Raw genomic sequence first — 25,902 nt, forward strand, 5'->3', positions numbered from 1 at the left:
GAGGCGGGCTTCCCCTCTACAATGCCTCGCATCAGTCACGCATTGGCGTTGCCGGGCACCGGCCGGGCAGCGGACACAACCCGCAAGTGGAGACGTTCATGTACCAGCACATCAAGGTCCCGGCAGGCGAGAAGATCACGGTCAACGCCGACTCCTCGCTCAACGTGCCGGACAATCCCATCATTCCGTATATCGAGGGCGACGGCACGGGTGTGGATATCACCCCGGTGATGCTCAAGGTGGTGGACGCAGCCGTGGAAAAGGCCTACGGCGGCAAGCGCAAGCTGGCCTGGATGGAGATCTACGCCGGCGAGAAGTCCACGCGCCTCTACGGCCCGGACGTGTGGCTGCCGGACGAGACGTTGCAGGTGGTGAAGGACTACGTGGTGTCGATCAAGGGTCCGCTGACCACGCCGGTGGGCGGCGGCATCCGCTCCCTGAACGTGGCGCTGCGCCAGCAGCTCGACCTTTACGTCTGCCTGCGCCCGGTACGCTACTTCAAGGGCGTGCCCTCGCCGGTGCGCGAGCCGGAGAAGATCGACATGGTGATCTTCCGCGAGAATTCGGAAGATATCTATGCCGGCATCGAGTGGGAGGCTGGCAGCGAAGGCGCCAAGAAGCTGATCAAGTTCCTGCAGGACGAGATGGGCGTCAAGAAAATCCGATTCCCGGAGACGTCGGGCATCGGCGTGAAGCCGGTTTCGCGCGAGGGCACGCAGCGGCTGGTGCGCAAGGCGATCCAGTATGCAATCGACAACGACAAGCCGTCGGTCACGCTGGTGCACAAGGGCAACATCATGAAGTTCACCGAGGGTGGCTTCCGTGACTGGGGCTATGAGCTGGCGCTGCAGGAATTCGGCGCGGAGCTGGTCGACGGCGGCCCGTGGTGCAAACTGAAGAATCCGAAGACGGGCCGCGATATCGTCATCAAGGACGCGATTGCCGATGCCTTCCTGCAGCAGATCCTGCTGCGTCCGGCCGAGTATTCGGTCATCGCCACGCTGAACCTGAACGGCGATTATGTCTCTGACGCGCTGGCGGCCCAGGTGGGCGGCATCGGCATTGCGCCGGGCGCGAATATGTCCGACACCGTGGCCATGTTCGAAGCCACCCACGGCACTGCGCCGAAATATGCCGGCAAGGATTATGTGAATCCAGGCTCGGAAATCCTCTCGGCAGAAATGATGCTGCGCCACATGGGCTGGACCGAAGCGGCCGACCTGATCATCCGGTCGATGGAAAAATCGATCCAGTCGAAAAAGGTGACCTACGACTTCGCGCGGCTGCTGGAAGGCGCCACGCAGGTGTCCTGCTCGGGGTTCGGACAGGTGATGATCGACAATATGTAAGGGCGGTTCCGGCCTCACTGGCCGAAGTCGAAGACAAAACCCCGGTGGCTGAAAGGCCGCCGGGGTTTTTTGTTGGATTGCGGGTACCCCTTACTGACTCAATCCAATCGTCCGCCCATTCAACGGCTGTACCGGCCGGGCGTTCATTGGATAAAGCGCCTTGAATGCCGCGATCTGCGCCGCCGAGATTCCTACCGGCTGCTTTATCACGTGCCACAGCACGCCCTCGCTGCATGGCGGCGTGGTCAAGCTGCCGGTGTAGGCAAAATAGGTGCGATCCTTCGGCAGCAGTGCCTCCGGGTTCAACGTGCCAGCCAGTTTCACCGGCTCGGCGCCGTGGGCCGGCATGGACGAGAAAACCTGTTCGATGATTGGATTGGCGCCGCCCTCCTCGAATAGCACGGCCACGACGGCGAATTGCCCGGTACTGTTCATATGGACCATGTGCGCGACCATCGGATAGGTCTTGCCGTCGATGACCTCTTCGCTCGGGGTATGGAAGTGGAACTGGATGAGTTCGTAGTCGCCCGAAGGCAGGTGCGCCTTGCTGCCGCTCTCTGGCCGCACGGCGATGGTGTGGCCGTTGTTGAGCACCTTGGCGCTGCCGGCGGCGTACGCGAAGTGGATCGGCTTGAACCCGCCGGGCACGGCACCGCGGATGTCAATCGGCGATTGTTCCTTGCCGAGCTTGCAAGTCGCGTATTCGGCGTCCAGGTCGCCCCAGGCGGGGCTTTCGTAGGTCCACGGTGCGTGATGCGGCGCTGCCGCAATCGCGCTCAAGGCGCACGTGGATAAGAGGGCGGCGGACAGCAACTGTTTCATGTGAAATTCCGTTTCTGAGGGGCGCGGCGCGCAGTMTACCGGCTCGCGTGCCGGACCAGAACGTCAAGACGGTATTTTCAGAAATGCACGATGTGCATGCCGCCGCGCCATATGCATTGCACCGCGACATGGTCCCTTCTGGCGATTGACCTCGCCATCCGCTACAACATCAGAACTCAGTGTTTTACGAGGAGACCTTCATGGATGACCCGTTTGGAAGACGCGCGCTCGGGGCGGCGCTCTTCTACAAGGATCCGCTGACCGCGCTCGACTGGCTCGAACGCGCGTTTGGCTTCGAGCGCGTGATGGTGATTACCGACAAGGAGGGCCATCTCGTGCATTCGGAGATGCGCTATCGCGACAGTTACCTGATGGTGGGGAGCGAGTGGGCCGACTACACGGCCAGCCCGGCGTCGGTTGGCGGCAAGAACACGCAGGCGGTGCACGTGCACATGCCGGACGGTCTCGACGACCATTGCGAGCGGGCGCGCGCCGCCGGCGCGGTGATCGTGCGCGAGCCGGAAGACCAGTTCTACGGCGATCGCGTCTATTCGGCGCGCGACCCGGAGGGCCATGTCTGGAGTTTCGGGCAGTCGGTGCGCAAGGTCAGCCGCGAGGCGGCCGAGCTGTCCAGCGGGCTGAATATCGAGGGGTGGACTGGCTGACGCATGCCGCGCCGACCGTGCAAAACAAGAAGCCCGGTTTTCACCGGGCTTCTTGTTGGATGCGTGGCGTGTCGCTTGTGAACCGCTACTGCAGCGTGCCGCGCTGGCGGACCAGCGTGGCACAGGATCCCGTTCCGGGGGAGCGCGTCCCCCCGCATCCGTTTGACCGCCGCGGCTCTGAGGCCCGTACGGTCGCGGCGCGACTTTTACTGCGCGTCCTGGATATTCGTGGCCTGCTTGCCCTTAGGGCCCTGCACCACCTCGAACTCCACGCGCTGGCCTTCCTTCAGCGTCTTGAAACCCGCCATCTGGATTGCCGAAAAGTGCGCAAACAGTTCTTCCTCGCCATCGTCCGGCTTGATAAAACCGAAACCCTTGGCGTCATTGAACCATTTGACGATACCGCTAGCCATAAACTCCCCCAACGAAAAAACAGATTTTCAAGCGGGGAAACCTGTGGCCAGCCGCATGACGCCGGCGCGCCCGCCGGGCCGATCCTTGTCGKATTCGGCCGGTGGAATCGCCGGGTCTTGTGGAGCGCGTGGCAAGACATTGCGATCCGCCTGATAATCAGGTGGAAAACGTCGTGCCGACGCCGGTCGTGGGCCTCCCTGCTCACGGAATCATCCGGGCCGGCCTTGTACGTTTGGCTCGCCGGTCGGGCCTGGATGTGCGACCGATTTTTCTGGMAAACCACCATACTGTCAAGCTGGCAGATTCCCCACTCGGCGTAGGGTGTGGCGGGATTGAAACGGCGCGGAATGGTACCTTTGCGACAGGCGTGCAGCCTGCCCGAAGGCCGGGCGCGCMGTGCACCACGGACGTGCGGCGTAAGTCGTTTGCGGCATTTCCGTGCGTTCGGACACGTTGGAACTTTCCGAAGGTGTGGCCCTTGAATACGTGGCCATTTCCCCAAATTGCAGACTTGTGAGTAAGGGTTAGAATAAAGCCATGGCGACACGGCTGGCGAATACCCCACAACGCGAGACAGGCACCGTCATCGAACGGAAGGAGCAACAGCTCAAACCCCCGGCGATGTACAAGGTGGTCCTGCTCAACGACGACTACACACCGATGGAGTTCGTCGTGATGATCCTGCAGCAGTATTTCAGCAGGGACCGGGAAACGGCGACGCAGATCATGCTCACCGTCCACCGGGAAGGCAAGGGCGTTTGCGGTATCTACACGCGGGATATCGCGGCGACCAAGGTCGAGCTTGTATCAACCCATGCGCGGCAGGCGGGCCACCCGTTGCAGTGCGTGATGGAGGAAGCATGATTGCGCAAGAATTGGAAGTAAGCCTGCACATGGCTTTTGTCGAAGCCCGCCAGGCGCGCCACGAGTTCATTACCGTGGAACACCTGCTGCTGGCGTTGCTCGACAACCCGACGGCAGCCGAAGTGCTGCGCGCGTGCGCAGCCAATATCGAGGACTTGCGCACCAGCCTGAAGAACTTCATTGCCGATAACACCCCAGTCGTACCGGGGTCGGACGAGGTGGACACGCAACCCACGCTGGGCTTCCAGCGGGTGATCCAGCGCGCCATCATGCACGTGCAGTCCACGTCCAACGGCAAGAAGGAAGTCACTGGCGCCAATGTTCTGGTGGCTATCTTCGGCGAAAAGGACTCACATGCGGTCTACTACCTGCAACAGCAGGGAGTGACGCGCCTCGATGTCGTCAATTTCATCAGCCACGGCATCCGCAAGGACCAGTCCGAGCCGGCCAAGCACGGCGAGGGTAATGCCGAGGGCGAGGGTGGCGACGGCAAGGAAAGTCCGCTCGAGCAGTACACCCAGAACMTGAACGCCCTGGCCAAGGCCGGCAAGATCGATCCACTGATTGGCCGGGATTCCGAGGTGGAGCGCGTGGTGCAGGTGCTGTGCCGCCGACGCAAGAACAACCCGCTGCTGGTGGGCGAGGCTGGCGTGGGCAAGACCGCCATCGCCGAGGGTCTGGCGTGGCGCATCACCAAGAACGAGGTGCCCGACATCCTGGAAAAGGCTGTGGTGTACTCGCTCGACATGGGCGCGCTGCTGGCCGGCACCAAGTATCGGGGCGATTTCGAACAACGCCTGAAGGGCGTGCTGAAGTCGCTCAAGGACAATCCGAACGCGATCCTGTTCATCGACGAAATCCACACGCTGATCGGCGCAGGCGCCGCCTCGGGCGGCACGCTGGACGCCAGCAACCTGCTCAAGCCGGCGCTGTCGTCTGGGGCGCTCAAGTGCGTCGGTGCGACCACGTTCACCGAATATCGCGGCATTTTCGAGAAAGATGCGGCCTTATCGCGTCGTTTCCAGAAGATCGACGTGGTCGAGCCCTCGGTAGACCAGACCGTGCAGATCCTGCGTGGCCTGAAGTCGCGGTTCGAGGAGCACCACGGCGTCAAGTACGCCGCCGCGGCACTGACTGCTGCAGCCGAACTGTCGGCGCGCTTCATCACCGACCGTCATCTGCCGGACAAGGCCATTGATGTGATCGATGAGGCAGGTGCTGCGCAGCGCATCCTGCCGAAGTCGAAGCAGAAGAAGACCATTGGCAAGGGCGAGATCGAGGACATCGTCTCGCGCATCGCGCGGATCCCGCCGCAGAGCGTGAACCAGGACGATCGCAGCAAGCTGCAGACGCTGGATCGCGACCTGAAGTCGGTGGTGTTCGGGCAAGACCCGGCCATCGAGGCGCTGTCGTCGGCCATCAAGATGTCGCGGGCTGGCCTGGGCAAGACGGACAAGCCGATCGGCTCGTTCCTGTTCTCGGGCCCGACCGGTGTCGGCAAGACCGAAGTCGCCAAGCAGCTCGCCTTCATCATKGGCATCGAGTTGCTCCGCTTCGACATGTCCGAATACATGGAGCGCCACGCGGTCAGCCGCCTGATCGGTGCGCCTCCGGGCTATGTCGGCTTCGATCAGGGTGGTTTGCTGACCGAGGCGGTGACGAAGAAGCCGCACTGCGTGCTGCTGCTCGATGAGATCGAAAAGGCGCATCCGGATATTTTCAATATCCTGCTGCAGGTGATGGACCATGGGGCGCTGACCGATAACAACGGCCGGCGCGCTGACTTCCGCAACGTGATCATCATCATGACCACGAACGCGGGGGCGGAGACCATGAACCGCGCCACGATCGGCTTCACGAGCGCGCGCGAGCAGGGCGACGAAATGGCGGACATCAAGCGTATGTTCACGCCGGAGTTCCGCAACCGCCTGGACGCGACCATCAGCTTCCGTTCGCTGGATGAGGAAATCATCCTGCGCGTGGTGGACAAGTTCCTGATGCAACTGGAAGAGCAGTTGCACGAGAAGAAGGTGGAAGCGAGCTTCACCGAGACCCTGCGCAAGTTCCTGGCCAAGAAGGGCTTCGATCCGCTGATGGGTGCGCGGCCGATGCAGCGCCTGATCCAGGACATGATCCGCAAGGCACTTGCCGACGAACTGCTGTTCGGCAAGCTGGTGACCGGCGGCAAGGTGGTCGTGGACCTGGACGAGGGCGATCAGATCAAGCTGACGTTCTCCGAGGCCGATCCGGAACCGCCGGAGGCACCGGAAAGCGAACAGCGCGCCGAGGCCTGAACCTGACGAGGCGTTGCGGGCCGGCCTCAGTGCCGGCCCGTTTGTTCCTGGATTGTTCCATTTCTGGGCGATCAACGATGCCCGCGCCAGCAACGTGGGCGATCATCGGGCAAAATGGAGGGTGGCGGCGTGCCGCCCTTTCTTTTTTGTACGCGGTCGGTTGACCGCCCAGCCTGAGTTATCGATGTCTTCTCCCGAACGCGCGCGGCTCCGCCGCCTGCTGCTTAAGACGCTGCCGATGGGGGCCATGCCCGCGTCCCTGGCGTCCTTCGCTGCCGTGACCCATGCCGACACCGGTATCGGCAACCGGCCGATTGCGATGGTGTTGCCGTTCCCACCGGGTGGCAGCGTGGACATCGTCGCGCGCCAGCTGCAACCGGGGCTGAAGACTGGCCTCGGCCAGACCGTCGTGGTCGACAACAAGCCCGGCGCGGGCGGCCTGATCGCCAGCAGCACCGTGGCGCGCGCCAAGCCGGACGGCACGACGCTGCTGATGGCGTTCGATACGCACGCGATCAACCCATTTGCGTACAAGAACCTCCCGTACGACACCTTCAAAGACTTCACGCCGATTACCCAGTTGGTGCGTTTTCCGCTGGTCATTGCCGCGAACCCGGGCGTGGGTGCATCGAACGTCAAGGAATTGATCGAGCTGGCCAAGGCCAAGCCGGGCGGCATCCGCTACGCCTCGTCGGGCATCGGCAGCCTGAATCAGCTTGCCGCCGAGGCGCTGGCCACCGAGGCGGGCGTGCAGTTCCTCCACGTGCCCTACAAGGGCGGCGGCCCTGCCGTGCAGGCCGTGCTGGCGGGCGAGGTGGACGTGTTCTTCAGCAGCTTCGCGGCAGTGCAGGCGCACGTCGCGGCCAAGACCATCAAGGTGCTTGGCGTGACTGGCACGAGCCGCATCCGCCAGTTGCCGCAGGTGCCGACCGTGGCCGAGCAGGGCTTCAAGGGCTTCGAGGCCTATTCGTGGATCGGCGTGTTCGGCCCGGCCGGCATGCAGCCCGCCACGGTGATGCGACTGCACGACGCGTTGGCGGAATCGATCCGTCAGCCCAAGGTGGTCGAGGCGCTGTCGGCACAGGGGTTCGAGATCGCCGTGGGTACGCCGGCGGACCTCGGCAACCTGGTGCGGCACGAGCACGACAAATGGCAGGCCGTGGCCCGCAAGGCCAATATCCAGTTCGAATAAGCGATGACGGCTGTCTCCGAACCGTTCGATCACGCCGTGGTGGTCTGCGGCGATCTTGATGCCGCCGCCGCCAATTGGCGTGCACTCGGCTTCACATTGACCCCGCGCGGCTATCACACGCTTGGTTCGCAGAACCACTGCATCATGCTGGCGCGCGATTATCTCGAGCTGCTCCACGTGACCGCGCCGAGCCCGAGCCGCCAGTATTACTGGGACGCCCAGCAGCGCGGCGACGGTTGCGCGGCGATGTCCTGCAAGAGTCGCGATGCGTTTGCCACGGCGGCACGACTGCGTGCGGCGGGCTACAAGACATCCGATCCGATCGAATTCTCTCGGCCGGTGCKGCTGGACGATGGTTCGGAGCATCCGGCCACCTTCCGCGTGACGGCTCTCGACGAGGCCCCCGGCGCGCGTTACTTCGTCTGCGAGCACCGCACGCCCGAGCTGCTGTGGCGTCCGGAATGGCTGGCGCACGCAAACGGCGCCACCGCCATCGAGGCAGCCTACTTGGTTGTGGAAGCGGGGCAGGTGGGGGCGGCGGCTGCCGCCTATGTGGAGATCACGGCCGGCAAGCTGATTGCCGCCGATGATCGCGTCGCGCGCATCGCGGTGGATGGCGCCGAACTGGTTATCTCGACGGCCGACGCGCTCGCCGAGGTGACGGGTACGCTACAAATCACCGCCGAATCGACGGGCTATGCCGCGATCCGGCTCAGGACCTCGGATCTGGCGAAAGCGCGCACTTACTGGGGCACGCAGTCGATTGCCACCGTGGACCTTGGCCCGCAGGCCACACTGATCCCGGCGGCCAGCGCCAACGGCGTGGCGCTGATCTTCGCGCAGGCCTGATCGAGCCTTACAGGTTCGGCGCTCAGCCGGCCTTGGCGTGATGCACGCCGGTCGAGCCGAAGCCGCCCGCGCCGCGGGCGGTGTCCGCCGAGAACTCGGTCACGGTCGTGAATACGGGCCGCAGCACCGGCACGAACATCATCTGGGCGATGCGCTCGCCGGGCTGGATCACGATCGGCTCGGTGCCGGGCGCATTGCGATTCCACACACTCACCATGATTTGGCCTTGGTAATCGGCGTCGATCACCCCAATCGAATTGCCGAGCACGAGACCTTTCTTATGTCCCAGGCCCGAACGCGGCACGATGGTGGCGGCCATGTACGGATTGCCCATGTGCACGGCGATGCCGGCCGGCACCAGTTGCGCGGCGGTGCCGGGGGCGATGCTGACCGGGCCGTCCACGCAAGCATGCAGGTCGATGGCGGCGGCCATGTCGCTCTGGTAGGCCGGCAGGCCCCAGTCATTGAGGCGGGTGTCCAGGACCTTGATTTCAACGGCGGGGTTCAGGGGTGCGGTCATGTGCAAATCCGGGTAGTTGGCTCAGGAAAGAGCCAGGAAAGTATCTGAAGAAGGCGGGATGGGATGATACCGCGCGTGCGCGGCTCAGCCGGCCGACGCGCCGGAGAGGTCGAACGCCTCGGCGAGCAACTGGTAGGTGCGCAGCCGCGCCGCGTACGAAGCCGTCACGCTCAGCACCACCAGCTCATCGGCCGCGAAGCGCTCGCGCAGCGCCAGCATGCGCTCGGCCACCACCTCGGGCGTGCCGCAGATGGTGCGCGGACGTTCGCGCTCGATGATCATGCGATCGCGCTCGCTCGGCGTGAAATCGGCCGCCTGGGCCAGCGAGGGGATCGGCGCGTTGACGCCATACGCCATCTGCAGGCGGCGGATGTCCACGGCGCGCTCCAGTTCTGCCGCTTCCGCCTCGGTATCGGCGCAGATCACGAAGACCGCCGCCGCGCTGTAGGGGGCATCCTCATAGCCGGGTTCGAAGCCGGCCCGGTACTGCTGCGCCACGGCGTGCCCGCCATGGGCATTGATGAAGTGGGCGAAGGCAAAGCGGAGGCCGAGCTTGGCGGCCAGCGCGCCGCCGAAATCGCTTGAGCCGAGCACCCAGAGTTCGGGCCGGGTGTCGATGGCCGGCTGCAGCAGCACGCCTTCGGCCACGTGGCCGGGCGGCACCTCGCCGCGCAGCAGCCAGGCCAGGTCCTGCACCTGCTGGGGAAACTGGTCGCCCCGGTTGTACTGGCCCATGGACACGGCCTGCGCCGTGCGCATGTCGCCGCCGGGCGCGCGGCCCACGCCCAGATCGATCCGGTTCGGGAACAGGCCTTCGAGCATGCGGAACTGCTCGGCCACCTTGAAGGGGCTGTAGTAGGGCAGCATCACGCCGCCCGAGCCGAGCCGGATACGGTTTGTCACACTGCCGAGCCGCGCCAGCATGACCTCGGGCGCCGGGTTGCACACGCCCTGCAGGCCATGGTGCTCGGCGCACCAGTAGCGGGTGTAGCCGAGGTCGTCGGCGAGTTGGGCCAGTTCGACGGTGGCGGCCAGCGCGTCGCGCGCGCTGTGGCCGGCAATCACCGGGCTCTGGTCGAGCACGGACAGGCGCAATTTGGGACGATTCACAGCAGTCATGCTTACGAAGGCTCAGACGGGTTTGCGCGGCAGGCGTTGGCCGATGGCGGCCACGAGGTCGCGTGCGAGCGAGAGCTTGTCCGCGCGCGGCAGCCGGGTCATGCCGCCCGCATCGAACAGCACGATCTCGTTGTCGTCCATACCGAAGGTGTGGTGGCCGATGTTGCCCACCAGCAGCGGCACGCCCTTGCGCTGGCGCTTCTGCTCGCCGTACTGCTCCAGGTTCTCGCTTTCGGCGGCGAACCCCACGCAATAGGGCGCATCGGCGCGCGCGGCCACGGCGGCCAGGATGTCCGGATTCTGGATGAACTGCAGCGTTGGCGTGTCGGTGTCGTTGGCCTTCTTGATCTTCTGCCGGGAGACCTCGGCGGGGCGCCAGTCGGCCACCGCTGCCACGGCGACGAAGACGTCGACATCACGCAACTGCGCCATCACCGTGTCGTGCATCTGCTGGGCGCTGCGCACGTCGGTGCGCACCACGCCGCGCGGCGTGTCCAGCGCGGTGGGGCCGGCCACGAGCAGGACATCGGCGCCGGCCTCGCGAGCGGCGCGGGCAATCGAGAAGCCCATCTTGCCCGACGACAGGTTGGTGATGCCGCGCACAGGATCGATCGCCTCGAAAGTCGGCCCAGCCGTGATCAGCACGCGCTTGCCGGCGAGCGGCTTGGGCTGGAAGAAGGCGACGAGATCCTCGACGATCTCCGCCGGTTCCAGCATCCGACCGTCGCCAATCTCGCCGCACGCCTGGTCGCCGGTGCCCGGGCCGAGGATCGCCACGCCGTCCGCGCGCAGTTGCGCGGCGTTGCGCTGCGTGGGCGCGGCGGCCCACATCTGGCGGTTCATCGCCGGCGCCACCAGTAGCGGGCATTCACGCGCGATGCAGAGCGTTGTCAGCAGATCGTCGCACAGGCCGTTGGCCACCTTGGCCAGGAAATCGGTGGAGGCTGGGGCGATCAGGATGGCATCGGCCTCGCGCGAGAGGTCGATGTGGGCCATGTTGTTATCGATGCGCGCGTCCCACTGCGACAGGAACACGGGTCGCCCCGAGAGCGCCTGCATGGTCACGGGCGTGATGAAGTGCGTTGCCGCCTCGGTCATCGCCACCTGCACGGTGGCCCCGGCCTTGGTCAGCAGGCGGACCAGCTCGGCCGACTTGTAGCAGGCGATGCCGCCGGTCAGGCCAAGGACGATGTGCTTGCCTCGCAGATCCATGGGTAGGCTCTCAGGGTTCCAGTCAGTGACGACGAACGCGTCGCAGTTCGTCCAGAATCAGCAGCACCGCGCCGACCGTGATGGCGCAATCGGCCACGTTGAACGCCGGGAAATGCATGTTGCGCCAGTGGAAGTCGAGGAAGTCGATCACATGGCCGTACAGCACGCGATCCACGACGTTGCCGATGGCGCCGCCCAGGATCAGGGACACCGCCAGGCAGAACAGCTTCTGTCCCGTATGGCGGTACAGCAGCCAGACGATGAACCCGCCCACCACCACGCCCAGCAGCGTGAAGAACCAGCGCTGCCAGCCGCCGGCATCGGCCAGGAAGCTGAACGCCGCGCCCTTGTTATAGACCAGCACGAGGTTGAAGAAGCGCGTGACCGGGCGCGACTCGCCGTACTGGAACGACCGCGTGATCAAGATCTTGAAGAACTGGTCGATCAGGACCACCAGCAGCGCGAAGGCCATCCAGAGCCACGGCGTGACGTTGGCACTGCCACGGCTCTTGGAGGTTTTGCGGGCCGGCGTGGCGCGCGTCGATCGGGTGGAGGACGATGCCATCAGGCGTGGCTCCTGTGTTCACCGGCGCCGAACAGGTTGCTGTCGCAGCGGCCGCAAAGGGTCGGATGTTCGGGGTTATGGCCCACATCGGCGCGGTAATGCCAGCAACGCTCGCACTTTGCGTGCGCCGACGGCGTGACTGTGACGAGCAGGTCGCCGCCTTCCGGCGCGGCCGTGACCTTGGCCGCAGAGGTCAGCAGCACGAAGCGCAGGTCGTCGTGCAGGCTTTGCAGGGCCTCCAGCACCGGGCCGCCGGCCGCGATCGTGACTTCGGCCTGCAGCGACGAGCCGATCTCGCCTTCCACACGCACCGACTCCAGCTGCTTGGTCACTTCCGCGCGCACGGCGCGGATTTCGTGCCACTTTTGCAGGAGATCGTCGGCGTTGTCGACGGCGGGCACCGCGTAGTACGTGCTCGTGAAGATGGTGTCCGTGTGCTCGGTGCCGTGGGCGAAGATCTGCCATGCTTCCTCGGCCGTGAACGACAGGAACGGCGCCATCCAGTGCAGCATGGCCTGGGTGATGTGATACAGCGCGTTCTGGGCGGCGCGGCGGGCCTGCGAGTCGGGCGCCGTGGTGTACAGGCGGTCCTTGAGCACGTCCAGGTAGAAGCCGCCCAGGTCTTCCGAGCAGAAGGTCTGGAGCTTGGCCACCACCGGGTGGAACTCGTACGCCTGGTAGTGCGACAGCACTTCMTTCTGCAGGCGGTCCGTCAGGGCCACGGCGTAGCGGTCGATCTCGAGCCATTCCGAGGCCGGCAGCGCATGCTTGGCGTGATCGTAGTCGGTCAGGTTCGACAGCAGGAATCGCAGCGTATTACGAATCCGGCGATAGCCTTCCACCACGCGCTTCAGGATTTCGTCCGAGATCGACAGTTCGCCGGAGTAGTCCGTGGAAGCCACCCACAGGCGGATGATCTCGGCACCCATCTTATTGGAGATGTCCTGCGGCGACACGGTGTTGCCGACCGATTTGGACATCTTGCGACCTTCGCCGTCCACGGTGAAGCCGTGGGTCAGCAGCGCCTTGTAGGGCGGCTTGCCGTACAGCATCGAGGCGGTCAGCAGCGACGAGTGGAACCAGCCGCGGTGCTGGTCCGAGCCTTCGAGGTACAGGTCTGCCAGACGGCCATCGGGGGTATCGGCGGACGGATCGTAGAGGTCGTCACGGTGCGAGCCACGGATCACGGTCCAGTGCGTGGTGCCGGAGTCGAACCAGACGTCGAGCGTGTCGCGGTTCTTCTCGTAGACGGCGGCCTCATCGCTTAGCAATTCCTTCGGATCGAGCGCCTGCCAGGCCTCGATGCCGTGCTGCTCCACGCGCTGGGCGATCTGCTCCAGCAGCTCCGGCGTGCGCGGATGCAGGGCGCCCGTTTCCTTGTGGACGAAGAACGCCATCGGCACGCCCCATTGGCGCTGGCGCGAGAGCGTCCAGTCCGGACGGTTGGCGATCATATTGTGCAGCCGCTGCTTGCCCCAGGCTGGGAAGAACTCGGTGGCCTCGATGCCGGCCAGCGCGGTTGCGCGCAGCGTGGGGCCGTTGTCGACCGGGTTCACGTCCATCCCCGCGAACCACTGCGAGGTGGCGCGGTAGATGATCGGCGTCTTGTGACGCCAGCAGTGCATGTAGCTGTGCTCGTACTTATGCGAGTTGAACAGGTTTCCAGACTCGCGCAGCACCTCCACGATCTTGGGGTTCGCGGCCCAGATCGACAGCCCGCCGAACAGCGGCAGCGTGCTGGCGTAGACGCCATCGCCCATCACCGGGCTGATGATGTCCGCGTCGGGCATGCCGTGCGCCTTGCACGACTGGAAGTCTTCCACGCCATAGGCCGGCGCCGAGTGGACGATGCCGGTACCGGTATCGGTGGTCACGTAGTCGCCGAGGTAGACCGGCGAGGTGCGCGCGTAGCCGGCATCGATCTTGGCCAGCGGGTGGTGGAAGCGGATTTCCGACAGCGCGTCGCCGCGCGCGGTGGCCACCACGCTGCCTTCCAGCGCGTAGGTCTTGAGCTGTTCCTCGACGCGGTCCTTGGCCAGGATCAGGAAGCCGCGCGGCGTGTCCACCAGCGCGTATTCCACTTCCGGGTGCATGTTCAGCGCCTGGTTGCTCGGGATGGTCCACGGCGTGGTGGTCCAGATCACCACCCAGCCGGGCTTGCCTTCGAGCTGCGCCACCGGCACGTGGAAGGCGCGCGCGAGCTTGTCGACTTCCGCGAACGGGAAGCCCACGTCGATCGACAGGTCGGTCTTGTCCTTGTACTCGACCTCAGCTTCGGCCAGCGCCGAACCGCAGTCGAAACACCAGTTCACGGGCTTCAGGCCGCGGAACACGTAACCCTTCTCCATGATCTTGCCCAGCGCACGCAGCTCATCGGCTTCGTTGCTGAAGTTCATGGTCAGGTAGGGGTGGTCCCAGTCGCCCAGCACGCCCAGGCGCTCGAAGTCCACCTTCTGGCGGGCGATCTGTTCGGTGGCGTAGGCGCGGGCCTTGGCCTGCACTTCCTGCACCGGCAGGCCCTTGCCGAATTTCTTCTCGATCTGGATCTCGATCGGCATGCCGTGGCAGTCCCAGCCCGGCACATACACGGCGTCCAGCCCTGTCAGCCCGCGCGCCTTGATGATCATGTCCTTGAGGACCTTGTTCACGGCGTGGCCAATGTGGATGTCGCCGTTGGCATACGGGGGGCCATCGTGCAGCACGAACTTCTTCGCGCCCTTACGCGCGGCGCGAATCTTCTTGTAGAGCTGCTTGTCCTGCCACTGCTTCACCCATTGCGGCTCGCGCTTGGGCAGGTCGCCACGCATGGGGAAGGGGGTATCCAGCAGGTTCACCGGATACTTGCTTTTCTCGGGCTTGGCGCGTTTCTCGTCGGACATGTTCGATTCTCGGGGCAATTCAGTGGGGCGCGGCGGGTGGAATGGCCGGCGCGCTGGTCATGGGGTATGGCGGGGCGGGTCCCGGCTGCTGCACCTTCGGCAGCGGCCGGCCGCTAGCTAATTCGGTCGGTGGCGGAGGTGGCGAAGTCGCGCCGGCCCGGGCCGGCCTCGGTGCCGCCGGGGGCGGCCAGGCCGAAGAAGGCGCGGGCGTCGAGGGTGTCCTGGGCGATGGCCGCCGTCAGGGCCTCGAGCGTGTCGAAGCGCGCTTCATCGCGCAGCTTCTTCATGAATTCCACGCGGACCAGCTTGCCGTAAAGGTTCTCGTTGAAGTCGAACAGATGCACTTCCAGCAGCACGCGGCCGGCATCCTCGACGGTGGGGCGCACGCCGATGCTGGCCACGCCGGGCAGCGGATGATCGGCCAGCCCGTGCACCTGCACCACGAAGATGCCGTTCACGGCGGGCCGCTTGTGCGAGATCTTGAGGTTCAGCGTCGGGAAACCGAGGTCGCCGCCGAGCTTGCGGCCGTGGATCACGTGGCCGCTGATGGCGTAGCCATGGCCCAGCAGGCGTCGGGCGTGTTCGAGGTCGCCGTCGGCCAGCGCCTGGCGCACGGCCGAGCTGGAGATGCGGATGCCGCCTTCGGAGACGGAGCCCATTTGTTCGACGTCGAAGCCGAACTGGCGGCCCGCTTCCTCAAGATAGGCAAAGTCGCCGGCGCGGCGGGCGCCGAAGCGGAAATCATCGCCCACCAGCACCCAGCGCGCGTGCAGCCCGTGCCAGAGCACGTTCTCGACGAAGGCTTGCGGAGACTGGGCGGCGAAATGGGCGTTGAAGTGCTCCACCACCACGCGGTCCACCCCGTTGCGGCGCAGGGCGTCGAGCTTGTCGCGCAACAGCGCGATGCGCGTGGGCGCGCGCTCGGGTGTGAAGAATTCGCGCGGATGCGGCTCGAACGTCATTACACAGAGCGGCAGGCCGCGGGCATCCGCGGCGGCGCGCGCGCGCGCGAGCAACGACTGGTGGCCGCGATGCACACCGTCGAAATTGCCGATGGTGAGCGCGCAGGGCGCCCGGCTTTCGGCGTTGGGCAGGCCGCGGAAGACTTTCACGAGGACGGCGGACTAAGCGTTTTGGGGAAAGGGGGCATTATAAGGCGAATGGGGCGGCTTGCCCCGCTTTGGGGGCGGACCGGGGCGGGCAGGGCGGCGCCTTGCCCGCAAGCGTTGACTTTGTGCGTCATCCGGCCCGCCAGGCGTGGCGCCCTCAGGCAAAAGGCGGCATGATATGCGCGACTCCGACATGCCACGGCCCCCTTTGAACGCGCTGCTCAACAAGATCTTGCCCCCGCCCGGGCCACAACTGGACACCGAGACGCGGGCCAAGCTGCTTGCCACGGTGCACCGCGTTTCGCCCACCGGCATCGCCGCGTCGGTCCTGCTACCGTGGCTGACCGCCGCTGCCTTCTGGAGCGAGGCCAACCACTTCGCCCTGCTGGCCTGGTGCGCGATCATGGCGGTCCTGACCGCCGGCGGCACCTGGTTCTACCTTGGCTACCAGCGCGACGCCGGCAAAATGAGCCGTTCGGCGCACACGCGCAAGTGGTGGAACCACATGCGCGCGATTGCCTTCCTCACCGGCCTGACCTGGGGCAGCTCCGCGCTGCTCCATCTGTATTCCAGCTCCGTGGTGTTCTCGAGCGTGCTGTACCTGCTCACGCTCGGCGTGCTGGCGGGCGGCGCCACCTCGCAGTCGCCTATCCCGTCGAACCTTGTCTTCGCGGGCGTCCCGATCCTCGTGCCGAATGTCTTGCTGGCCGATTTCGCCTTCCCGAACCATGGCGGCTACGTGCAGGTGCTGCTCGCCCTGTACGCGCTGATGCTGGCGCGGCACGCGCTGAACCTGCAKCAGACGCTGGTGCGCGCCATCCAGCTGGAGAGCGAAAGCCGCCGGCTGGCCAAGCAGTTCCAGGAGGAAAAGGAGCGCGCGCTCCACGCCAGCGAGGAGAAATCCCGCTTCCTGGCCGCTGCCAGCCACGACCTGCGCCAGCCCGTGCATGCGCTGGTCATGCTCGTGGAAGCGTTGCGTGCGCGCAACCAGTCGAGCTCGCTCCATCCGCTGGTGGAGCAGGTGGCGGCCGGCACGCAGACCATCGACCTGCTGTTCCGGTCCTTGCTCGACCTCTCCAAGCTCGAAGGCCGCAAGGTGCTGCCGACGCTGGAGCCCTGCGAGCTGAGTTCGCTGATCAACGATGTCATGAGCCAGTTCGCCGCCGATGCGCGCGACAGCGGCCTGACCCTGAGCCCGCGCGTGCCGAGCGAGCTGTACGCGATGGCCGAGCCGGTGCTGCTGCGCCGCGCGCTGTTCAACCTCGTGCAGAACGCGCTGCGCTATACCAAGCGCGGCGGCGTGCTGGTGACGGCGCGGCAGCGGCGCAAGCACATCCGGCTCGAAGTCTGGGACACCGGCGCCGGCATCACGCCCGAGCACCTGCCGGACATTTTCTCGCCGTATTACCAGGTCCATAACCCGCAGCGCGACCCCTCGCAGGGCCTGGGGCTGGGTCTGGCGATCTTCAAGGAATGCGTGCGGTTGATGCGCGGCACCTACGGCGTGCGCTCGGTGCCGGGCAAGGGCTCGGTGTTCTGGTTCGCGCTGGCGCCGGTGCCGGCGGAGACCATCGAAGCCGTGCGCGCCATGCGCGCCAACGTCCAGGCGCAGGAGGCCAAGCCGGAACGGCTGCGCGGCACCGTGCTCGTGGTGGACGACGACAGCCAGATCCGCAAGGCCTGGATCGCGCTGATGGAGGCGTGGGGCATCCGCGTGGCCTGCGCCGCCCATGGCGCCGAGGCCGACGCGCTGTTCGCCAAGGGGCTGAAGCCGGACATCATCTTCTGCGACCTGCGCCTGCCCKGCAGCGAAAACGGGCTGGACCTGCTCGAACGCTGGCAGACCACGCAGCCCCAGGCGCGCAGCGCGCTGCTAACCGGCGACCTGAAATCGGCGGCGCTCCAGGCGGCCGAGGAGGCGGGCTACTTCGTGCTGCCCAAGCCGGTGGACCCGAGCAACCTGCGCATGCTGCTGCGGCGCTGGCTCCATCCGGCCTGATCGCTGTTCTGCAATGCAAAACGCCACCGCTAGGGGGGTGGCGTTATTGCTTGAAGATCCTACGATGAATTACTGGCGAAGCCGGAACCGTTCCATGCGCGACATGACCTGCATCCGCGTGCGCACGCCCAGCCGTTGCAGAATGGCGGAGACGTGCTCCTTGACCGTATTCTCGGTGAGGCCCAGCTTGCGGGCGATGACCTTGTTCGGCAGTCCTTCCAGCACCAGCGCGAGCACCGAGCCCTGGCGCGGCGTCAGGCCCAGTTCGGCCGGCGTCACGGGAATGCCGTGGGCGGGGCCGAAGGACTGGGAGCGCCCGGAGAGCGCCTCGTCGGTCGGGAAGCTGGTATCGCCGGCCAGCACTTTGCGCACGGCGGCCGTGAACGCGTTGGCATCGAGGTGCTTGCCCACGAAGCCGCAGGCGGAGAGCGCCCGCGCGCGGCCCACGATCTCTGGCGTGGCCTCGGCGGACATGAAGATGAAGCGCGCGCTMGGGATCACGGTCTTGAATGCCAGCATGGCATCGAAGCCGGTACCGTCGTTCAGCCAGATATCGAGCAGCACGATATCGGGGCGCAATCCCTGGTTTAGCGAGTGGAGGGCTTMCTTGGCACTKCCCGCCGCGTGGACGGCGACATCGGGCATCACCTCCGCGAGAAATGCGGTGGTGCCTGAGAGGGCCATAGGATGATCATCGACCACCAACAAAGTCGGTGCAGCGTTCGACATGCGTATTCCCGTCTAATTTCCCGTCTCGTCCTTGTTGTCACCTACTTGCACAGTGGCGCGTGGACGTAGTGACCACTCTATCAGAGCGGGGGAGGCGTCACAATCCATCACACAGGGGTATATGCATCGTACTGGGCGCCGCGCGCCCGCTCCGGAGGCCGGTTTCGCGTGAATTAAGTACCTAATGTGCTCGCTTTGCAAGCGTTTGGACCACAGCTTGGTAGAATCGCGCCGATGAAAAATATTGTGATCCTGATTTCCGGGCGTGGCAGCAACATGGAAGCCATCGTCCGGGCCTGCGCCGCGGAGCAGTGGCCGGGGCGCGTGGCGGCGGTGCTGTCGAACCGTCCCGACGCCAGCGGTCTGGCGTTTGCGGGGGAACACGGCATTGCCACGGGCGTGGTGGACCACAAGCAGTACCCCGATCGTGCCGGTTTCGATGCGGCGATGCGCGATGCCATCGACGCGCATCAGCCCGATCTCGTTGTGCTGGCGGGCTTCATGCGCATCCTGACGCCCGAATTCGTGGAGCATTACGCGGGCCGGATGCTGAATATCCACCCGTCGCTGCTGCCCAGTTTCCCGGGTCTCCATACCCATCGCCAGGCCCTTGAGGCCGGCGTCAAGTTTCACGGGGCGACAGTCCATTTCGTCACTCCGGAGCTCGATCATGGTCCGATCGTGCTGCAAGCAGCACTCGATGTTCTGCCTGGCGACACTCCCGAGTCGCTCGCCACGCGTTTGCTCGACTGCGAGCATGTGATGTATCCCCGCGCCGTCCGCTGGTTTGTGGAAGACCGTCTGCAGGTACGAGACGGCGTGGTTCAAGTTCAACCGGCCGAACCGCAGTGGTTCCTGGCCCTCTCCGCTCCGGCGGCAGGCATCTCTCAATGAGTCGTAATCCCGCAACACCTCAGGACAAAAGCCAGCGTTCGCGCGGCAGCAAAGGCAAGGGCAGCCCGATCCGCATGGCCCCCACGCCGCGCCCGCAAGGGGTGGATGGCGCACATGGACGCTCGGGTAGCCTGCAGGCTTTCCACCTGCAACACATCGAACGGCTGCTGGGCAAGGTGCTGCTGTTCGCACGCCCGGCCGACGCCGTGGTCAGCTACTACTTCCGCGAGAACGCGAAACTCGGTCATCGGGATCGCGGCATCATTGCCGAGGCGATCTATGCAGTGTTGCGCCGACGCGTCGAATTCGGCCAATTCGCCGAAAGTGGCACCGGTGCGGCCACCCGCCGACTGGGCCTGCTGGGCCTCGCCGCGACGCTGGGCCGCGATGTCCTGAGCCCGTTCCTTTACCCGGATGAAGCCGAGTGGCTGGACCGTCTGACGACGATCGAGCGCTCCAGCCTCTCGCCGCGCGTGCGGGCGAACCTGCCGGAATGGCTCTACGACGACCTCGTCGCGCACCATGGCGAAGCCTTCACCACCGCCCTCGGCGATGCGTGGCTGCGTCCCGCGCCGCTGGATCTGCGCGTGAACACGGCCAAGATCTCCCGCGAAGAAGCGCTGGCCGAACTGGAAACGGCTGGCATCGCCGCCGAAGTCGCCCCGATGTCGCCCGCCGGCATCCGCCTCAAGGGCAAGCCCGCGCTGAACCAGTTGCCGCTGTTTATCAACGGCGGCGTGGAAGTGCAGGACGAAGGCAGCCAACTGCTGTGCCACCTCGTGGCGCCCAAGCGTGGCGAGATGGTTGTGGATTTCTGCGCCGGCGCGGGTGGCAAGACGCTGTCGCTGGGCGCCGCCATGCGCTCGACCGGCCGGCTCTACGCCTTCGACGTCTCCGAGAAGCGTCTGGCCAACCTGAAGCCGCGCCTGGCGCGCAGCGGGCTGTCGAACGTCCATCCGGTGCTGATCGATTCCGAACGCGACGCCAAGATCAAGCGTCTGGCTGGCAAGATCGACCGCGTACTGGTGGATGCGCCTTGCAGCGGCCTCGGCACCCTGCGCCGCAACCCGGACCTGAAGTGGCGCCAGTCGCCGGAGTCGGTGGTTGAGCTGACCGCGAAGCAGTCGGCCATCCTTGACTCGGCGGCCCGCCTGGTGAAGGGCGGCGGACGAGTCGTATATGCGACTTGCAGCGTGCTGGAAGCTGAAAACGAGGCAATCGTCCGCGATTTCCTGGCAACCCACGAGAATTTCCGCCTCGTGCCGGTGGCTGAAGTGCTGGCCGAGCAAAAGATCGAAGTGCCCCAGTTGCCGGCAGAAGGCGGCATGTTGGCGCTGTTTCCGCATATCCATCAGACCGATGGCTTCTTCGCGGCGGTGTTGGAACGCACCCGATAAGCCCCGGCGCCCATGGAGCATTCCGGATTTGGCAAGATGCTGGACGACCTGCTCCGCGATGCAGGCGGGCCGGGCTTCTTCTGGCAGCTTGGGGTGCTGGCCGCCTGCCTGGTGGTGGCATGGCCGCTCGCGCGCCATGTGACCCGCCGGCTGGAAGCGCGCTACGAATCCTCGAGTTTCTCGCTCCGGCTGGCCGCCGTCAGCCTTGAGCGGGCGATGTTTCCGCTGATTGGCTGGCTGCTGGTCCTGGCCGCGCGCTTCGCGCTGGCGCCGTTCCTGTCGATCAGCGTGCTGCGGCTGGCGCTGGTGCCGCTGTTCGGCATCACCTCGCTTTATGTCGGTTTCTATATCCTGCGGCGCGTATTGTCGGGCAACGGGCAGTTGCACGGCATGCTGGTGCTGGTGGAGAAGGTGCTGACCACGGTGGTCTGGCTCGGCATGGCGCTGTACGTGCTGGGCGTGCTGTCCGACGTGATGGCGTGGATGCATGCGGTGCGCTTCTCGATCGGCGGCAAGCACGACGTCAGCCTGGCCAGCACGCTGATGGCCGTGGTCTGGATTCTGCTGACCGTGCTCGCGGCGATGTGGTTTGGCTCGTGGCTCGAGGAGCGGTTGATGCGCGCGCCGAGCCTGGATTCGAACCTGAAGGTGGTGCTTACGCGCATCGCCAAGGCGTTGCTGCTGCTGGTGTCGCTGCTGCTGAGCCTGTCGCTGGTCGGCATCGATCTGACCGTGCTGTCGGTATTCGGCGGCGCGCTGGGCGTGGGCCTCGGCCTGGGCCTGCAGAAGATTGCCAGCAACTACATCTCGGGCTTCATCATTCTGCTGGACCGCTCGGTCAAGCTCGGCGACCAGATCACGGTGGACAAGTACACCGGCATCGTCTCGCAGATCCGCACCCGCTACACCGTGGTGCGTAATGGTGACGGCGAGACGCTGGTGCCGAATGAGCAACTTGTCGCCCAATCGGTGCAGAACCATTCGTTTTCAGGGACAAATGTGCGCGTAGCGACACGCGTGCAGGCCGACTACGCCGCCGACCCCGAAACGGTGATCACGCTGCTCCAGGATTGCGTGCGCGGCCTGCCGCGTGTGCTGCCCGAGCCGGCCCCGGCTGCGTTTCTTGTCATGTTTGCGGACAGCGGCATCGAGTACGAGGTGGCGGTCAACATTGCCGACCCGCAAAACGGCAAGCTCGGGGTGCAATCGGCGATGAATCGTGCTATTTGGCGCACTTTCCGCGAACATGGCATCGCGATCCCGTATCCCCAGCGGGAGATGCGCGTGCTGGCATCCCAGGCGGCGCCTGCGCCACCCCTCGCATGAAAGGGGAACGAAAGCCATAGGGGGCACTCAAAGTCGGGGAAAAAGCGGATGTTCGAGTGGCGCCGATCCGGTAGAATACCGGGTTGACGCGCGCTTGCAGAGCAAGCCGCAGCCCCACACAAAACAGCCGCCAGATTGCAGCGGCTCGTGCCTTCGCCCGGCTCCCATACTGTTTCGACAGGTTGCGCCAGGCGCCAGTAATAATCGCAATCGCCTGATTTCGCAGTCTTTTTTCTGCGCGTTCGCCGTGCCGCACCATTGTGCCGCGCTGCAAGACCTTCGATTCACAGACGGAGAACAGTTTGTTCGACTCAATTCTTGACTGGGCCGCCAACGGCCTTGCCAACTGGTCCTGGTGGGAGATCGTGATCTTCACCCTCGTGGTGACGCATATCACGATCGCCGGCGTGACCATTTTCCTGCACCGCTGCATGGCGCACCGGTCGCTGGACCTGCACCCAATTGCGCAACACTTCTTCCGCTTTTGGCTCTGGCTGACGACGGGCATGGTGACCAAGGAATGGACCGCCATCCACCGCAAGCACCACGCCAAGTGCGAGACCGAGGACGATCCGCACAGCCCGCAGACCCGCGGCATCCGCAAGGTGCTGCTGGAAGGCGCGGAGCTGTATCGCGAGGAAGCCAAGAACAAGGAAACCGTCGCCAAGTTCGGCCATGGCACGCCTGACGACTGGGTCGAGCGCAACGTGTACTCGCGCTTCGCCTGGCAGGGCGTTGGCCTGATGCTGATCATCGACGTGGCGCTGTTCGGCGTGATCGGCCTGTCGGTCTGGGCCGTGCAGATGCTCTGGATCCCGATCCACGCGGCCGGCATCATCAACGGCCTGGGCCACTGGTGGGGCTATCGCAACTACGATTGCGAGGATGCTTCGACCAACGTGTCGCCGTGGGGCTTTATCATCGGCGGCGAAGAGCTGCACAACAACCACCACACGTATCCGACGTCGGCCAAGTTCTCGATCAAGTGGTACGAGATCGATGTGGGCTGGTGGTACATCCGTGCGATGCAGTCCGTGGGCCTGGCCAAGGTCAAGAAGACCCCGCCCAAGGCGCGTCTGGTGGATGCCCGCCCGGTGGACCACAACACGCTGGAAGCGATCATCGCCAACCKCTACGACGTTATGGCGCGCTACGCCAAGGCCGTGAAGAGCGCATACAACGAGGAACTGGAGAAGCTGAAGGAAGGCCGTGCGGCCGACTACAGCCACTTCAAGCTCGCCCGCAAGTGGTTCCATCGCGAGGAAGGCAAGCTGGCCGCGCCGCAGCGCCAGCAACTGGCCAGCATCGTCGAGCAGAACAAGGCGCTGCATACCTTCGTGGAAATGCGCCGCGAACTCGCCGCGATCTGGGGTCGTTCGAGCCTCACGCGCGAGCAGCTGCTCCAGCAACTGCAGGCGTGGTGCCATCGCGCCGAAGCCAGCGGAATCCAGGCCCTGCAAGAGTTTTCGCTGCGCCTGCGCCGGTACGCCTGATACAATTCTCGTCGCGCCCGCATGGTAAAAGCCCCGCCCCTGGCGGGGCTTTTCTTTTCGCTACACTCCCCCATGTCCAGGTCAGACCGCGTGCTTCCAAGCGCGGCGGCCCACGGGTGCCCCGAGGAGTACTGCTGAGATGACCCCACAAACGATCAAGTCCATCGAGTTCGAGAAACCGAACCTGACGGATACCGAAAGCGCAGCCGGCGGCAGTTGCGTGGCCCATGCCTGGGCCAAGGTACCGCCCGCGCTGACCCCCGACGAGCGCCAGGCACTCAAGGCCCGCATCCGCAAGCTGCTCAAGGAGCGCAACGCGGTGCTCGTGGCGCACTATTACGTCGATGCCGACCTGCAGGACCTGGCCGAGGAAACCGGCGGCTGCGTGTCGGACTCGCTGGAAATGGCGCGCTTCGGCCGCGATCATGCGGCTCAGACGCTGGTCGTGGCCGGCGTGCGCTTCATGGGCGAGACCGCCAAGATCCTGAGCCCCGAGAAGACCATCCTGATGCCGGACCTCGACGCCACGTGCTCGCTGGATCTCGGCTGCCCGGCTGACGAATTCTCGGCATTCTGCGACGCCCACCCGGATCGCACGGTGGTGGTCTATGCTAATACCAGTGCGGCCGTGAAGGCCCGTGCGGATTGGATGGTGACGTCGAGCATCGGCCTGAAAATCGTCGAACATCTACACGCGCGCGGCGAGAAAATTCTTTGGGCACCGGACAAGCACCTCGGCGGCTACATCCAGAAGGAAACCGGCGCCGACATGCTGCTGTGGCAGGGCTCCTGCCTGGTGCATGACGAGTTCAAAGGCATCGAGCTGGACCTGCTGCGCAAGGACTATCCGAATGCCAAGATCCTGGTGCACCCGGAATCCCCGGCCAATGTGGTGGCGCAGGCGGACGTGGTGGGTTCCACGAGCCAACTGATCGCGGCGGCCCAGCACCTCGACGCCAACGAGTTCATCGTGGCCACCGACAACGGCATCCTGCACAAGATGCGGATGGCCGCGCCGGGCAAGCACTTCATCGAGGCTCCCACGGCCGGCAACAGCGCCACCTGCAAGAGCTGCGCGCATTGCCCGTGGATGGCCATGAATGCGCTGACCAATCTGGCCGAAGTGCTGGAAACGGGGCGCAACGAGATCCAAGTGGACCCGATCATCGGCCAGCGCGCCGTTACCTGCATTGATCGGATGCTCAACTTCGCCGCGCAGCAGAAGGCCAATGTGCGGCCGGCCAGCGATCTGGCCCAGACGGGCGCGCTGTTCCAGGGAGTGGGCCCGGCATGACTGTGAATTCCGTGTTCGATAGTTACGGCCCGGCGCTGCCCGCGGCGCTGGCAGCCAACGTGCAGGCCGCGATTGCCGAGGATGTGGGCACCGGCGACCTGACGGGCCTGCTGATTCCGGCCGACAAACCCGTGCAGGCGCGCGTGATCGTGCGCGAGAGCGCGGTGCTGTGCGGCCAGCCCTGGTTTGAGGCGTGTATGGCGGCCGTCGATGCGCGGCTCCAGGTGCGCTGGCTCAAGGAGGAGGGCGCGCGGATGGCCCCCGATGATGTGGTGTGCGAGATTGCCGGCCCGGCCCGTGCGCTGCTGACGGCGGAGCGGCCATCGCTGAACTTCCTGCAACTGCTGTCCGGCGTGGCCACGGCCACCCGGCGCTATGCGGATCTGATTGCCGGCACGCGGGCCCGCGTGCTCGACACCCGCAAGACGCTGCCCGGCCTGCGCCTGGCGCAGAAGTACGCGGTGCGCATCGGCGGCGGCGAGAATCAGCGGCTGGCGCTCTATGACGGCATCCTGATCAAGGAAAACCATATCGCGGCGGCGGGCAGCATCACGGCGGCCATGCAGGCTGCGCTGGCGCTGGGCACGGACGCCTCGGTGCAGATCGAGGTGGAGTCAATCGCCGAACTGGAAGAGGCACTCGCTGCCGGCGCCAAATCGGTCCTGATCGACAACTTTACGGTGCCTATGATGCGCGAAGCGGTGGAAATCAACCGTGGTCGGGCGCTGCTGGAGGTGTCGGGCGGCGTCAATGCCGAGTCGATTCGGGAATTCGCCGAAACGGGCGTGGACCGGATCTCGGTGGGCGCGCTGACCAAGGATGTGCGCGCGACCGACTATTCGCTGCGGATCGTTGGGTAACGCGCAAAGCGCATCGCAAAAGGGAAGGGGCCGTATCGGCCCCTTTTTCACGTCTGT

22 protein-coding genes are annotated in these 25,902 nt (G+C 65.3%); 13 read left to right on the forward strand and 9 right to left on the reverse strand.

All coding sequences use genetic code 11. The features are described 5' to 3' along the window. Window positions 1–98: 98 nt before the first annotated feature. The gene (gene icd, locus AC1EJR_RS23575) at window positions 99–1,349 is read left to right on the forward strand and encodes an NADP-dependent isocitrate dehydrogenase (protein WP_441643883.1); all 1,251 of its coding nucleotides are present in this window, start codon (window positions 99–101) and stop codon (window positions 1,347–1,349) included. A gap of 90 nt (window positions 1,350–1,439) precedes the next feature. Here the strand turns inward: icd and AC1EJR_RS23580 are convergent, their stop codons facing one another. After that, window positions 1,440–2,171, reverse strand: coding sequence for a carbonic anhydrase (locus tag AC1EJR_RS23580; RefSeq protein WP_477113652.1), 732 nt, complete (start codon window positions 2,169–2,171; stop codon window positions 1,440–1,442). A 200-nt stretch (window positions 2,172–2,371) separates the two neighbouring features. Here AC1EJR_RS23580 and AC1EJR_RS23585 point away from each other — a divergent pair, with 200 nt between their 5' ends. After that, window positions 2,372–2,836 (forward strand): VOC family protein, encoded by a 465-nt coding sequence (locus AC1EJR_RS23585; protein ID WP_092300999.1) that lies wholly within the window; start codon window positions 2,372–2,374, stop codon window positions 2,834–2,836. Between the two features lie 206 nt (window positions 2,837–3,042). On the opposite strand, the gene AC1EJR_RS23590 is transcribed toward AC1EJR_RS23585, so the two are convergent. Further along, window positions 3,043–3,249 (reverse strand): cold-shock protein, encoded by a 207-nt coding sequence (locus AC1EJR_RS23590; RefSeq protein ID WP_092300996.1) that lies wholly within the window; start codon window positions 3,247–3,249, stop codon window positions 3,043–3,045. A gap of 538 nt (window positions 3,250–3,787) precedes the next feature. On the opposite strand from AC1EJR_RS23590, the gene clpS reads away from it, so the two are divergent. The 4 genes from clpS to AC1EJR_RS23610 all read left to right on the forward strand — a co-directional run bounded on the left by clpS (window position 3,788) and on the right by AC1EJR_RS23610 (window position 8,449). Continuing rightward, window positions 3,788–4,114 (forward strand): ATP-dependent Clp protease adapter ClpS, encoded by a 327-nt coding sequence (gene clpS / locus AC1EJR_RS23595; RefSeq protein WP_008644942.1) that lies wholly within the window; start codon window positions 3,788–3,790, stop codon window positions 4,112–4,114. After that, on the forward strand, window positions 4,111–6,408 hold the full coding sequence (gene clpA, locus AC1EJR_RS23600) for an ATP-dependent Clp protease ATP-binding subunit ClpA (RefSeq protein WP_477147631.1): 2,298 nt from the start codon (window positions 4,111–4,113) through the stop codon (window positions 6,406–6,408). The genes clpS and clpA overlap by 4 nt, the downstream gene beginning before the upstream one ends. A 184-nt stretch (window positions 6,409–6,592) precedes the next feature. Beyond that, window positions 6,593–7,600, forward strand: coding sequence for a tripartite tricarboxylate transporter substrate binding protein (locus AC1EJR_RS23605; RefSeq protein WP_092300991.1), 1,008 nt, complete (start codon window positions 6,593–6,595; stop codon window positions 7,598–7,600). A 3-nt stretch (window positions 7,601–7,603) separates the two neighbouring features. Beyond that, window positions 7,604–8,449, forward strand: a complete 846-nt coding sequence (locus AC1EJR_RS23610) for a VOC family protein (protein ID WP_477147632.1) — start codon at window positions 7,604–7,606, stop codon at window positions 8,447–8,449. A gap of 22 nt (window positions 8,450–8,471) precedes the next feature. On the opposite strand, the gene dut is transcribed toward AC1EJR_RS23610, so the two are convergent. The 6 genes from dut to AC1EJR_RS23640 all read right to left on the reverse strand — a co-directional run bounded on the left by dut (window position 8,472) and on the right by AC1EJR_RS23640 (window position 15,856). Then, entirely contained in the window at window positions 8,472–8,969 is a 498-nt protein-coding gene (gene dut / locus AC1EJR_RS23615) for a dUTP diphosphatase (RefSeq protein WP_454757327.1), read from the reverse strand. A gap of 84 nt (window positions 8,970–9,053) precedes the next feature. Further along, on the reverse strand, window positions 9,054–10,088 hold the full coding sequence (locus tag AC1EJR_RS23620) for an LLM class flavin-dependent oxidoreductase (RefSeq protein WP_477110298.1): 1,035 nt from the start codon (window positions 10,086–10,088) through the stop codon (window positions 9,054–9,056). 12 nt (window positions 10,089–10,100) lie between these two features. Further along, window positions 10,101–11,300, reverse strand: a complete 1,200-nt coding sequence (coaBC, locus tag AC1EJR_RS23625) for a bifunctional phosphopantothenoylcysteine decarboxylase/phosphopantothenate--cysteine ligase CoaBC (protein WP_441643881.1) — start codon at window positions 11,298–11,300, stop codon at window positions 10,101–10,103. 22 nt (window positions 11,301–11,322) lie between these two features. Further along, the gene (lspA, locus tag AC1EJR_RS23630; RefSeq protein WP_092300975.1) at window positions 11,323–11,865 is read right to left on the reverse strand and encodes a signal peptidase II; all 543 of its coding nucleotides are present in this window, start codon (window positions 11,863–11,865) and stop codon (window positions 11,323–11,325) included. Continuing rightward, window positions 11,865–14,744: an isoleucine--tRNA ligase gene (gene ileS, locus AC1EJR_RS23635; RefSeq protein ID WP_477147633.1), complete on the reverse strand. Its 2,880-nt coding sequence runs from the start codon at window positions 14,742–14,744 to the stop codon at window positions 11,865–11,867. The genes lspA and ileS overlap by 1 nt, the downstream gene beginning before the upstream one ends. 113 nt (window positions 14,745–14,857) lie before the next feature. Next, complete coding sequence (locus AC1EJR_RS23640; protein ID WP_477113649.1) at window positions 14,858–15,856, reverse strand: bifunctional riboflavin kinase/FAD synthetase; 999 nt, start codon at window positions 15,854–15,856, stop codon at window positions 14,858–14,860. A 190-nt stretch (window positions 15,857–16,046) separates the two neighbouring features. On the opposite strand from AC1EJR_RS23640, the gene AC1EJR_RS23645 reads away from it, so the two are divergent. Beyond that, window positions 16,047–17,852 (forward strand): ATP-binding response regulator, encoded by a 1,806-nt coding sequence (locus tag AC1EJR_RS23645; protein WP_477147634.1) that lies wholly within the window; start codon window positions 16,047–16,049, stop codon window positions 17,850–17,852. 69 nt (window positions 17,853–17,921) lie between these two features. Here the strand turns inward: AC1EJR_RS23645 and AC1EJR_RS23650 are convergent, their stop codons facing one another. Continuing rightward, window positions 17,922–18,581: a response regulator gene (locus tag AC1EJR_RS23650; protein WP_477147635.1), complete on the reverse strand. Its 660-nt coding sequence runs from the start codon at window positions 18,579–18,581 to the stop codon at window positions 17,922–17,924. Between the two features lie 234 nt (window positions 18,582–18,815). Here AC1EJR_RS23650 and purN point away from each other — a divergent pair, with 234 nt between their 5' ends. From purN to nadC, 6 genes are all read left to right on the forward strand, one after another. Next, entirely contained in the window at window positions 18,816–19,475 is a 660-nt protein-coding gene (gene purN, locus AC1EJR_RS23655; protein WP_092300963.1) for a phosphoribosylglycinamide formyltransferase, read from the forward strand. Next, a complete protein-coding gene (locus tag AC1EJR_RS23660) occupies window positions 19,472–20,872 on the forward strand; it encodes an RsmB/NOP family class I SAM-dependent RNA methyltransferase (protein WP_092300960.1) in 1,401 nt (466 codons plus the stop codon). Before purN ends, AC1EJR_RS23660 begins: the two co-directional genes overlap by 4 nt. Window positions 20,873–20,884: 12 nt before the next feature. Next, window positions 20,885–22,198, forward strand: a complete 1,314-nt coding sequence (locus tag AC1EJR_RS23665) for a mechanosensitive ion channel family protein (RefSeq protein WP_092300957.1) — start codon at window positions 20,885–20,887, stop codon at window positions 22,196–22,198. 302 nt (window positions 22,199–22,500) lie between these two features. Next, on the forward strand, window positions 22,501–23,691 hold the full coding sequence (locus tag AC1EJR_RS23670) for a DesA family fatty acid desaturase (RefSeq protein WP_477147636.1): 1,191 nt from the start codon (window positions 22,501–22,503) through the stop codon (window positions 23,689–23,691). A gap of 139 nt (window positions 23,692–23,830) precedes the next feature. Beyond that, complete coding sequence (gene nadA, locus AC1EJR_RS23675; protein ID WP_092300951.1) at window positions 23,831–24,985, forward strand: quinolinate synthase NadA; 1,155 nt, start codon at window positions 23,831–23,833, stop codon at window positions 24,983–24,985. Further along, the gene (gene nadC / locus AC1EJR_RS23680) at window positions 24,982–25,845 is read left to right on the forward strand and encodes a carboxylating nicotinate-nucleotide diphosphorylase (RefSeq protein WP_441643879.1); all 864 of its coding nucleotides are present in this window, start codon (window positions 24,982–24,984) and stop codon (window positions 25,843–25,845) included. Before nadA ends, nadC begins: the two co-directional genes overlap by 4 nt. Window positions 25,846–25,902: the final 57 nt, after the last annotated feature.

The organism is Cupriavidus sp. 05T42, assembly GCF_056396345.1.

What these genes read in the sequence shown, in the direction of transcription:
- icd (WP_441643883.1), top strand. Translation starts at nt 99, where the DNA reads ATGTACCAGCACATCAAGGTCCCGGCAGGCGAGAAGATCACGGTCAAC.
- AC1EJR_RS23580 (WP_477113652.1), bottom strand. Translation starts at nt 2,171, where the DNA reads ATGAAACAGTTGCTGTCCGCCGCCCTCTTATCCACGTGCGCCTTGAGC.
- AC1EJR_RS23585 (WP_092300999.1), top strand. Translation starts at nt 2,372, where the DNA reads ATGGATGACCCGTTTGGAAGACGCGCGCTCGGGGCGGCGCTCTTCTAC.
- AC1EJR_RS23590 (WP_092300996.1), bottom strand. Translation starts at nt 3,249, where the DNA reads ATGGCTAGCGGTATCGTCAAATGGTTCAATGACGCCAAGGGTTTCGGT.
- clpS (WP_008644942.1), top strand. Translation starts at nt 3,788, where the DNA reads ATGGCGACACGGCTGGCGAATACCCCACAACGCGAGACAGGCACCGTC.
- AC1EJR_RS23605 (WP_092300991.1), top strand. Translation starts at nt 6,593, where the DNA reads ATGTCTTCTCCCGAACGCGCGCGGCTCCGCCGCCTGCTGCTTAAGACG.
- dut (WP_454757327.1), bottom strand. Translation starts at nt 8,969, where the DNA reads ATGACCGCACCCCTGAACCCCGCCGTTGAAATCAAGGTCCTGGACACC.
- AC1EJR_RS23620 (WP_477110298.1), bottom strand. Translation starts at nt 10,088, where the DNA reads ATGACTGCTGTGAATCGTCCCAAATTGCGCCTGTCCGTGCTCGACCAG.
- coaBC (WP_441643881.1), bottom strand. Translation starts at nt 11,300, where the DNA reads ATGGATCTGCGAGGCAAGCACATCGTCCTTGGCCTGACCGGCGGCATC.
- lspA (WP_092300975.1), bottom strand. Translation starts at nt 11,865, where the DNA reads ATGGCATCGTCCTCCACCCGATCGACGCGCGCCACGCCGGCCCGCAAA.
- purN (WP_092300963.1), top strand. Translation starts at nt 18,816, where the DNA reads ATGAAAAATATTGTGATCCTGATTTCCGGGCGTGGCAGCAACATGGAA.
- AC1EJR_RS23660 (WP_092300960.1), top strand. Translation starts at nt 19,472, where the DNA reads ATGAGTCGTAATCCCGCAACACCTCAGGACAAAAGCCAGCGTTCGCGC.
- AC1EJR_RS23665 (WP_092300957.1), top strand. Translation starts at nt 20,885, where the DNA reads ATGGAGCATTCCGGATTTGGCAAGATGCTGGACGACCTGCTCCGCGAT.
- nadA (WP_092300951.1), top strand. Translation starts at nt 23,831, where the DNA reads ATGACCCCACAAACGATCAAGTCCATCGAGTTCGAGAAACCGAACCTG.
- nadC (WP_441643879.1), top strand. Translation starts at nt 24,982, where the DNA reads ATGACTGTGAATTCCGTGTTCGATAGTTACGGCCCGGCGCTGCCCGCG.